7 protein-coding genes are annotated in these 10,541 nt (G+C 71.3%); 2 read left to right on the plus strand and 5 right to left on the minus strand.

Going from position 1 to position 10,541, the window contains the following annotated elements; translation table 11 throughout:
* Positions 1 to 17 precede the first annotated feature (17 nt).
* The 5 genes from ACFHWT_RS25200 to ACFHWT_RS25220 form a co-directional block, all read right to left on the minus strand.
* Complete coding sequence (locus ACFHWT_RS25200) at positions 18 to 2,609, minus strand: caspase family protein (protein ID WP_416597171.1); 2,592 nt, start codon at positions 2,607 to 2,609, stop codon at positions 18 to 20.
* A 185-nt stretch (positions 2,610 to 2,794) separates the two neighbouring features.
* A complete protein-coding gene (locus ACFHWT_RS25205; RefSeq protein ID WP_416597172.1) occupies positions 2,795 to 5,881 on the minus strand; it encodes an AAA family ATPase in 3,087 nt (1,028 codons plus the stop codon).
* A 149-nt stretch (positions 5,882 to 6,030) separates the two neighbouring features.
* Entirely contained in the window at positions 6,031 to 6,249 is a 219-nt protein-coding gene (locus ACFHWT_RS25210; protein ID WP_416597173.1) for a hypothetical protein, read from the minus strand.
* Positions 6,250 to 6,489: 240 nt separating this feature from the next.
* Positions 6,490 to 7,200, minus strand: coding sequence for a vWA domain-containing protein (locus ACFHWT_RS25215; protein ID WP_416597174.1), 711 nt, complete (start codon positions 7,198 to 7,200; stop codon positions 6,490 to 6,492).
* A 66-nt stretch (positions 7,201 to 7,266) separates the two neighbouring features.
* Positions 7,267 to 7,818, minus strand: a complete 552-nt coding sequence (locus tag ACFHWT_RS25220) for a MarR family winged helix-turn-helix transcriptional regulator (RefSeq protein WP_416597175.1) — start codon at positions 7,816 to 7,818, stop codon at positions 7,267 to 7,269.
* 133 nt (positions 7,819 to 7,951) lie between these two features.
* Between ACFHWT_RS25220 and ACFHWT_RS25225 the strand changes: the two genes are divergently transcribed.
* Both ACFHWT_RS25225 and ACFHWT_RS25230 read left to right on the plus strand, forming a co-directional pair.
* Positions 7,952 to 9,559, plus strand: a complete 1,608-nt coding sequence (locus ACFHWT_RS25225) for an LLM class flavin-dependent oxidoreductase (protein WP_416597176.1) — start codon at positions 7,952 to 7,954, stop codon at positions 9,557 to 9,559.
* A gap of 75 nt (positions 9,560 to 9,634) precedes the next feature.
* Positions 9,635 to 10,408 carry an aminotransferase class IV family protein gene (locus ACFHWT_RS25230; protein ID WP_416597177.1) on the plus strand — a complete coding sequence of 258 codons (774 nt, stop codon included), beginning with the start codon at positions 9,635 to 9,637 and terminating at the stop codon, positions 10,406 to 10,408.
* Positions 10,409 to 10,541: the final 133 nt, after the last annotated feature.

A 10,541-nucleotide genomic window follows, 5' to 3' on the forward strand; every position in this document is an offset into this window, starting at 1 on the left:
CCCGGCGGAGGCGTTGGTCAGTCGACAGCTTCGACCGTGTACGAGAACGAGAAATCCTGCGCCCGCAGATTCCCGACGGCCGGGTGCCGGCCGACGCCGAATTCCTCGGTCGCCAGCAGCGAGGTGCGGTACAGGCCGATGCTGTCGCCGACCGCGTCCAGCAGCAGCCGGTACGCCAGGTTGACGACCACGGCACCCGCCCCGATCGCGGCGGCTGCGGCGGCGGCCTGCGGGGCCGCCACGGCCAGCCCGAGCAGTTGCGCACCGGCCGCCTGGACAGTCGGGCCGTTGAGTTCGTCGCGCAACAGGTCGCTCAGCGCCCGGCTGTCCCTGGTGTCCCGGGACACCCAGACCGCCAGGTCCAGGTAGTCCACCGCCGGACCGTGGTAGACCAGCATCCGGTCCAACGGCAGTCGCTCACCGTCGCGGACGTTGCGGAACCGCGCCGTCTCCGCCCGGTACGGCACCGCCCCGTCGTCGTCGGCGGTGCCGGTGAGCACCACCGCGTCGACCCGGATGTCGGCGCTGCGCAGCGCCCGGTTGCGGTGCACCAGCACCTCGTCCAGCCGGACCGCGACGGTGCGCGCCGCGCTGCCCCGGGCCCGGAACAGCATCCGCGACCGGTCCGGACGTTCGTCGATCAGGAACCGCACCGACTCGGCCGGCGGCCGCGCCGTCGGGCTCAAGCTGAATTCGATGGTACGCAGCGCGTAGCGCACCTCCGGGGCGAAGCCGTCGGACATCTCCCGCATACCGCCGCTGCCCAGCTGGTCGAGCACCCGCTCCAGCGGCGACTGGTCGCGACGCGGGACGCGGCGGCGGAGCTCGGTGCGGTCGGCGGTGCGGATCCCGTCCTGCTGGAGCAGCCCGACGTCCTGCGGTCGCGAGGTGGCGATCAGCAGAACCGTCTCCGGGCGCCCGGCCGCCGGCACGATGCCGGCCGGCCAGTTCAGTCGCACACCGCGCAGTACGCCGCTCAGGGCGTCGTACCCCACCAGGTACTCCTTGCCGGGCTCGAGCCGGAACCCGGACGGCGCGAAGTTGGTGAGATTCTCGATCCGGGCGGAGACGCCGATGTCGAGCAGCGACACGTAGACCGCCTCGGCGCCGGCGTTACGCACCCGTACGTACACCAGGTCGCCGTCGTGCACGACCTCGCCAGCGGAGCGCATCGGCACCTCGACGCCGTCGACGACCCGGCCCCATTCGAAGGTCAACGGGGTGTCGAGGACGCACCGGGGGTCTTCACCGAGGGCCCGCAGCCCGGTGGCGCGGGCGACCCGTTCCAAGTCGGTGAGCAGCCGGGCGGCGGTGCCCGGCCCGGCCGGACGGGGGCTGTGCAGCGGACCGGTCCGGTCGTGGATCTGGTAGTTGCCGGCCCGATCGGGCCGGACCTCCACGGTGCACGGCTCGTCCGCATCGGCCAGCCGGACCAGGGTGCTGGTCCCGATCGCGGCGACCAGGTCGGCGGCGTCCGGGTCGGTAACCCGGACCGGCAGCGCGGGCGCGGCGCTGCGGGTCCGGTACGCCCGGGCCGTCGCCGGCACCTCGGACCAGCCGGTACGCAAGGTGAGCTCGGCCTGTGCCGCCAGCGCCCCGAGGCGATCGACGACGGCGGTGCCGACGCTGGTCTCCTCGTCGACCGGCAGCTCGGCCGGCATCACGGTGAACTCGTCGTGCAGCTCGACGCCGAGCAGCGGCGCGCCGGGCAGGACCACCCGACCGTCGGGAGTGGGGGCCACCGGCAGGCCGGCGATCGGGTCCGTCTCCTGGAGTGAGAACAGCAGCCGGCGGGACGGCCCTTCCACCTCGGGCCGCTGGTTCGACGCCCGGCGCAGCACCTGGCGACGTACCGCCTCCATCAGGGTGAACCAGGTCACCGGAAGGTCCTCGGCGGCGGCCAGTGCCTGGATCAGCGCCTCGGTGAACATGCCGATGCGCTGCCCGGCACCGTCGCGGTACTCGTAGGCGAACTGCTCGGGAGCGCAGGCCACCAGCCGCACCGAGTACGGGTTGCCGGTCACTACCCGCCGGTCGACCGCGAGCCCGTCCCGGCGCAGCGCTGCCAGGTGCCGGCTGATCTGCTCGTACCGGGTGGTCGACTGCCGGTCCAGGCCCTTGACCCGTAGGTCGGGGTCGCGGGACTGGTGGGCGGAGTGGCAGCAGTCCAGGGCCACCACCACGTTCTGCGTCACTTTGGTCAGCCGGGCCTGCAGCACGGACAGCTCGAATGAGGTGATGCCCCGGAACTCGTCCTCGGTGGATGAGGAGTAGTCGGTGGGTACGATGAACTGCAGGTCGGCCGGCCGTCGCCCGGGCGTCGTCTGGCTGCCCGGGTCGTCGGCAGCCGGATCGTCGCCAGCCGGCTCCGGCGCGTGCGCGTATCCGCCGTGACCGCTGTAGTAGAACAGGACCGTGTCGTCCGCCGTGCTCTGTCCGATCAGTTTCTCGTAGCCGGCGAGGATTCCGGCCCGGTTGGCCTCGTCGCCGGTGAGACAGGAAATGGTGAAGCCACGCCCGTCGAGCGCCGCCGCGATCGATTCGACATCGTTGTGCACCCCGGTGAGGCCGTCGGTCTGAGAACCGACCAGCAATGCTCTCCGCGTCACCGCTACCCCCTGAAGGTCGCTCAGCAGATCCGGTGTGGACTTTACGGGTCGGGCGCCGGTGGCGTCATCACTCGGTGCCTACGATCTTTTGCGTACGGTCACTTTCGGCTCGCCCGCTGGCGATCGGCTCCGACCTGACAGGACGAACCACCGGTACGTTCGGCGCGACGGCTCCGTACGGAGGTCTATCCGGATTCCCGATTGGCGCAGAGCCGGAGCCGATGGGCCATCGAGGCGGCGGCATTGCGGTTGTTGGCCGACATCTTTTTGAGCAGGTTGGACACGTGGACACCCGCCGTGCGTTCAGTGATGAACAGTTCGGTGGCGATCTCCCGATTGGTCCTGCCCAGGCAGAGCAGACACAGCACCTCCAACTCGCGGGCGGTGAGACCGAACGGCCGTGCTGCCGGCCCGGCGGTGTCGTCGGCCGGCTCCGGTAGCTCCGGGTCGAGGGGGATACGGGCACGACGGGCCATCGCTTCGATCTCGGTACGCAGTGGCCCGTCCGGCAGCGGCTCGGTCGCCTGCCAGGCCGACCGGGCGGCCGAGCCGGCACGGGTCAGGTCGGCGGCGGCGAGCGCGGTCTCGGCCTCCCGCCAGTAGGCGTAGCCCGCCGGGTAGGACCGACCGAGCAGCGACCAGCCATGGGCCACCGCCGCCCAGGCATCGGGGTCGGCGGTGCCCCGGGCCCGGGCGAGCTCGGCCAAGCAGAGGTCACGCCACACCCGTACCTGCGAAACCCCAGCCTGGTCGGCTGGCGGCGGGTCCGGCTGGTCAGCCTTTGGGAGGTCCGGGCCCTCGGCCGGCACCGCCGCCTGTTCGGCCAACCGTTCGGCGTACCCGACAACCGCCGACAACCGGACCGGGTCGCGCTCGGGTTGCGTGCGCAGCAGCTCGCACTCGTCGGCGGCGGCCCGTAGTCCGAAGGCGTACATCCGGGTCAGCTCCAGGATGTTGGCCTGGCCGTCCAGTGCGGCCAGGCCGGCTCGCACCGCCTCACCCGCCCCGGCCAGGTCGTCCCGCCACAGGGCGAGCTCCACCAGGCAGGCGTACAGCGGTCCGACGAACCGGGGGTCGGTGGTCGGTCGGTCCGCCAGTTGGACGCCGGCCAGCAAATCGGCGGCCGCCTCGAAGGACCCCTGGGCCAGCCGGATCTCGGCCAGGGTCAGCCGGGGGTAGAGGGTGCCCCGCAGCGGCCTGGCCCGCAGCACGTCGTCCAGCACCGCGGCCGCCTCGTCCCATCGGCCGAGCAGTACCAGTGTCGCGGCGGCGTTGTTGGCCAGCACGCCGGCGCCGCGGGCCTGCTCCAGACCGCGTGCGCGGGCCACCTTCAGCCCGTCGAGGGCGACCTGGACCGAGTCGGTCAGCCGCCCCACGTGCTCCAGCGCGACCGCAAGATTGCCGTACGCCCGGAACAGGTCCTCGAGGTGGTCGACCTCCTCGGCGATCCGCAGTGCCTCGCGTACCTTGGCCATGCCGTCAGCGGGCTGGTCGAGCATGGTCAACGCCATGCCCAGGGTGTTGAGCGCGCGGCCCTCCTCGGCCCGGGCCGGCACCGCCCGGGCCAGTTCGACCGCGTGGGCACCTTCCCGCGCACCTTCGGCGTACCGGCCCTCGCGTACCTCGGCCATCGCCACAGCGGCCAGTACCCGGGCGCTGACCGCGCTCGGCGGCTGCTCGGCCAGCGCCCGCGCCGCCGCCCGGTAGGTCTGTTGCGAGTCGCCGTACTCACCGGCTTCCCAGAGGTAGTTGCCGAGGCGTTCGAGCAGTTCACCCGCGTCGCGGGGGGCGGCGTCCCTCTCGGCGATGGCGGCCCGGTCCACCTCGGCGATCGCGGCGCGGATCAGTTCCAGTGCCTGTTCGACCCGACCGCCCCACCGGGCGGCGTCGGCGGCGGCGGCCAGCACCCGCCAACGCGGCTGGCCGGTGCGTCGCTGCGGATCGTCGACCCGCGACCACAGGCTGAGCACCCGCTGGTAGTGCTGTTCGGCTTCGCGGAACGCGTGGACCCGTACCGCCATCTCGCCGGCACGGACGGCGGCGGCCAGCGCCTCCGGTAGCGCTCTGGCCTCGTGCCAGTGGTAGGCCAATTCGGCCGCTGCGGTGAGATCCTCGGCGAGGCTGAACCCCGGGCCTGCGGTGAGAGCGGTGGCGAGCGCGCGGTGCAGCCCGACCCGCTCACCCGGCAGCAGTTCCTGGTAGACCGCCTCACGCAGCAGGGCATGCCGGAAGACGTATGTGTCGTCGGCGGCGTCGATGGTGAGGACGTGCTGGGCGACGCACTGCCGCAGGGCTTTGATCAGTTGCTGGTCGGGCAGGTCGCAGACGGCCGCCAGCAGCCGGTGGCTCACCCGCCGCCCGGCGACCGCCGCGGCTCGCAGCACGTCGGCTGCGGCGTCGTCGAGCAGTTCGACCCGGGACAGCATGATCTCGCTCAGTGAGTTGGGCAGTCGGGTGGACGCGGGATCGGTCAACACCCCGGAGACCACCAGTTCCTCGGCGAAGAACGCGTTTCCATCGGACAGTTCGTAGTACCGGTCCAGCAGCGACCGGTCCACCGGGCCGCCGGTCGACGCGGTCAGGAACTGTTCCAGCTCGGCCCGGGTGAACCGGGCCAGCTCCACCCGGTGGATCCGGCGGATGAAGTCCGGCTCGGCGAGCAGCGTCCGCAGCGGATGCCGCCGGTCCAGGTCGTTCGACCGGTAGCTGTGCACCAGCAGGATCCGCTCGTCGGTCTGCGCCCGAGCCAGGTAGGAAACAAGGTCCAAGGTGGAGGGGTCGGCCCAGTGCAGGTCCTCGAAGATCAGTACGGTCGGCGCGTGCGCGCCGAAGTGGTCGAGCATCCGCTGTACCGCGCCGAACACCCGTAGCTGTGCGGTCGACTCACCGAGGGGCGCGACTCCGGTGAAGTCCGACACCAGTCGGCTGAGCTCGGCGTAGGACGGGCCACCCAGCTCGCGTACCCGCTGTTCACCGAGTGCCCGGACGATCCGGCGCAGGGCGTCGATCAACGGGGCGTACGGCACCGCGCCGGTGCCCAGGTTGATGCAGGCACCGCGCAGTACGGTGCGGCCCGCCGAGCGGGCCTCGGCGGCGAACTCCTGGAGCAGCCGGCTCTTTCCGACGCCCGCCTCACCGGCGACGAAGACCGTCGCGGCGGCACCGCCCGCCGCCTCGGTCAGCAGCCCGGTCAGCCGGGCGCGCTCCGCGGCGCGGCCGATGAAAGATCCACCCGCTGCCGGAAACTGCGCAGATGCGTACGCCGTCGCCATGTGTCCATGGTGGCGCGAGTAATGGGGACTGTCAGCCGCCGCCGCGTGTCACATCGTATTCGGCGGCCGATGCTGACTCAGTGGTCACCGGAAAATGCCGGTCCGGTCGGCCGGACGCGATGGTGTGCTGTTGCGCTGCGTTGTCCGGGCTAACGACAATCGTCGCGGTCATCCGGCTCCGGAATCGATTCCACGGTACGTCGGCGGTCGTCGACGTACTCGGCCAGATCGTCAGGGTCCGCGCCGCTGGCCACAGCGGTCCGCCACGCCGCGCCGAACTCGGCGGCGAGTAGTTCGATCATCCGTTGTCGGGTTTCGGCTGGTAGCCCGTTATCGGGCGCTGGTCCGCCGGGTCGATCGTCGACCATCGAGACCTCCGCCGCGATCGTTGGCCGCGTTCTCCGGAATTTGTGTAATCCTCGGACATTGTCAAGAGTTCGGGTCATATCCGAACCTGACGGACAGCCGACCTTGGCCGTTCAGTTGACGGCCTGACGACAATCAAGATCACCGTATCAAGATCACCATAGCTGGTCCGAGCTGCGCCGGGCCACTGTCGCCCGAATCCGAGCCGGGCCGGGCCACCTCGCCCGCAGTCGAGGCCACCATCAGCCGAGGCCGGTCGGGTCGAACCGCTGTACCCCGGGCGGCAGATCCGGCCCGTCGGGCAGGACCGGTCCGGCGTCGCTGATTGGGCGGTAGCCGGACCGGACGACGCTGGCGATGAGCACCTGTGCGATCCCGGTGATCGTCCGGGCCGGATCGGAGCCGGGCACCATCAGGTACGACGCCATCCGTTCCGATCCGGTCGCCGGATGGGCCAGCGACCTGATGATCCGGGGATCCGCCTCATCCACGCCGCAGGCGACGACGCTCGGGCGGGCGCTGGACGAGGTCAGCTCGGCGAACGCCGCCCGCCAGGCGGACCGCGCGTCGGTGGGCCGGCCATCGCTGACGAACCAGACGGTCGGCCGGTGCGTGGTCGCTCCGCTGGCCTCGAACCGCGCCATGTCCGATTCGATCTCGTCCCGTGTGGTCGTGAACGCCGACTCGTAGCAGGTGCCGCCGCGTACGGTGAGGGGCGGTGCGACCAGCCCGGGAGCCAGCAGGTCACCGAGCGGGAGCCGGACCTCCGCGTGGTCGGAGAAGTCGATCAGCCCGAACCGTACCCGGGCCGCGACGACCGGGTGCCGCGCCAATGCGTCGACGAGCGCCGGTACGATCTCGTTCGCCGCCTCCAGCTTGCCGTCCGCCGCCATCGACACCGAGACGTCGACGACCAGGTAGAACGGCAGCAGGGTGTTGTCTGACCGGCGCATCGATGGGCTCCTCCGTCCGCCATGCCCCAGGTCTGACGGACGGGTGTGGGCCGAGCTGGACGAAGCTCAGTGCGGACCGTCCGCTGGCTCGTGCGGCTGGCCGTCGGCGGCGATGTCGGAGACGATCTGGCAGGTGTCGACGACCGGATCGACGGCCTGTGCCTGGTCGGCCAGCTGGAACAGCAGCGACCGCAGTGCCTCGCGGTCGGTCGGCTGCAGCGGCCCCAGTAGGTGCTTTTCAGCCTGCTCCAGCCGGTCCCGGGTCGCCGACCAGACCTGGTGCCCGTGGTCGGTCGCGACGATGGTCTTGTGTCGGCGGTCGTCCGGGTTGGCCCGTCGCTCGACCAGCCCGGCGCGCTCCAGATCGTCGATCAGGTAGGTCATCACTGTCTTGTCGATGCCCAGCCGACGGGCCAGCGAAATCTGACTCTCCGGCGTGGCCTCGACCGCCGCCGCCAGCACCTGATGGCCGCGCGGCCCGCCGGGCAGGTCGTGCAGCACCGCGCTGCTGCTCTTGACGTACGCCCGGAAGACCACGCCCAGCGCCCAGCCGAGATCGCCGCCGGCGGCGCGGGCCGGAGCCGGACCCGGACCCGTGCGTTCACCGGGACGAGGCATACGTCGAGCTTATCGCCGGCTCGTCTACGCCCACTGACCATCCTCAGGTCAGAATAATCACACTGCCGACCGTCTGTTCAGCAGACTATCTTGTGATCCGTACGCATGACTGCTGTCGCGGGGAGCGAACGACATGGCTGACTACGGACACGACCTGCTGTTCGGCACCTTCATCACGCCGGTCGCCGAGCAGGTCGACCGGGCCCTGGCGCTGGCCCAGCTGACCGAGGAGGCCGGGCTCGACCTGGTGACCGTGCAGGACCACCCGTACCAGGCCCGGTTCCTGGACAACTGGACCCTGCTGTCGGTGATCGCCGCCCGCACCACCCGGGTCCGGGTCGCGCCGAACGTCGCCAACCTGCCGCTGCGGCAGCCGGCGATGCTGGCCCGCAGCGCGGCCAGCCTCGACCGGCTGAGCGGCGGCCGGGTCGAGCTGGGCCTGGGCGCCGGTGCCTTCTGGGACGCGATCGCGGCGATGGGCGGCGGCCGGCTCACCCCGACCGAGAGCGTCGAAGCACTGGAGGAGGGGATCGAGATCATCCGCTCGGTCTGGGATGCCGACGGCGGCACCGTCAAGGTCGACGGCCGCCACCACCGGGTATGGGGCGTGCATCCGGGCCCGGCGCCCGCCCACCCCGTCGGCATCTGGCTGGGCGCGTACAAGAAGCGGATGCTCGGGGTAACCGGTCGACTCGCCGACGGCTGGCTGCCCAGCAGCCCGTACGCGTCACCGGAGCAGCTACCGGCGATGAACGCGGCCATCGACGCGGCGGCCCGGCAGGCGGGGCGGGATCCGGCTGCGGTCCGCCGGCTCTACAACATCAGCGGTACGTTCGGCGGCGGCAGCGGCGGCGGATTCCTCACCGGTACGCCGGCCGACTGGGCCGAGCAGCTCGCCGGACTGACCCTGGAGCAGGGCTTCAGCGGCTACCTGCTGGCCAGCGACGATCCGGACATGATCCGCCGGTTCGCCGCCGAGGTGGTGCCGGCGGTCCGGGACCTGGTCGCTGCCGGCCGTAGCGCCGCAGCCGCCGGCCCGGCCCCCGCCGACCCGGCCGCTTCGGTGCGGCCGCCCCAGTCCGCGACACCGGCGACGACCGTACCGGCGACGACCGTGGCCAGCCCGGCCGCGTCGGCCGCCGCAGCCGCCGGCATCACCCCGACCCCCGACGACGGGGTCCGGCTCAGCACCGAACGCGTCTGGGACGAGTCGACCCGACCGACCGCTCCGCCACCCGACCCGACGCTGACCTACAGTTCCGCCCAGCGGGCCGCCGGCCGGCACCTGATCGACGTACACGATCATCTGCGCGAGGAGCTGCGGACCGTGCGCGATCTGATCGACCAGGTCGCGGCCGGCACCATGACCGCCGGCGGTGCCCGGGCGCACATCAACACGATGACGATGCGGCAGAACAACTGGACCCTCGGCGCCTACTGCGAGTCGTACTGCCGGGTGGTGACCACCCACCACACCATCGAGGACATCAGCATGCTGCCGCAGCTGCGCCGCGCCGACCCGGGACTCGCACCGGTGGTCGACCGGCTGTCGGCGGAGCACCACATCATCCACGACGTACTGGAACGGGTCGACCGGGCGTTGGTCGCCCTGGTCAGCGAGCCGGACCGGATCAGCGACGTCAAGGCCGCCGTCGACCTGCTCACCGACACCCTGCTGTCCCACCTGTCCTACGAGGAACGCGAACTGGTCGAGCCGCTCGCCCGGTTCAGCGCGACGTGACCGCCGGCACCCTGCTGTCGGACCAGGTCGCGCCAAGCGGTGTCGGAAACCGAGGCTGCGGGCGAGACTGACGCAATGCTGCTGAACGGGAAGCCCGTTGATCTGGATCAGCTGCAGGTGCTCGGTCTCACCAACTACGGCCACTTCACGTCCATGCGAGTGGACGCCGGCCGGGTCCGCGGGCTCACGCTGCACCTCGACCGGCTGACCAGGGACTGCCGCGCGGTCTTCGGCGCGGAACTCGATCAGAACGAGGTGCGCAGTTACCTCCGCTGGGTGGTGGACGGCTGCGCCGAGTCGATCGTCGCCCGGGTGACGGTGTTCGACCCGTACCTCGATCTGGGGCATCCCGCCAGCGCGTCGAGCCCGCAGGTGCTCGTCACGACGCGTGCGGCGTCGTCGGTCCCACTCGCGCCGCTGGCGCTCACCGCCCGCCGGTACGAGCGGGATGTGCCAGCCGTCAAACATGTCGGGCTGTTCGGAACGATGTTCCACCGGCGGCAGGCTCAACTCGCTGGCTTCGACGACGCCCTGTTCGTGGATGGAGAGGGTTTCGTCTCCGAGGGGGCGACCTGGAACATCGGCCTGATCGAAGGCGACGAGATCGTCTGGCCGCAGGCACCCGTGCTGCCGGGAATCACCATGGCGCTGATCCAGCAGGAGCGCGCCGGCCTCCAGCGCCGCGTCAACGTAACGGAGCTGGATCGCTACGCCGGAGCGTTCATCACCAACGCCGCGATGGGGGTACGGCGGATTCACGCGATCGACGCGATCCAGTGGACCGACGCGGTCGCCCCAGTGGAGCAGATCCGCAGGCGGTACGCCGCCATCCCCGGCGAGCCGATCTGAACCCGACGATCTCCGCCTTGACCCTGGGATCTCCGTCAGACCGAGGCAGGCCCAGTCTGGGCACTTCGAGACTAGTGCCGCGTCAGGCAACGTTGGCCCTGTTGACTACCTCGCGTAGGCGTTCGTCGGCGGC

It is taken from the genome of Micromonospora sp. LOL_021 (genome assembly GCF_048060215.1).
In the GTDB taxonomy this organism is placed as follows: domain Bacteria; phylum Actinomycetota; class Actinomycetes; order Mycobacteriales; family Micromonosporaceae; genus Micromonospora_E.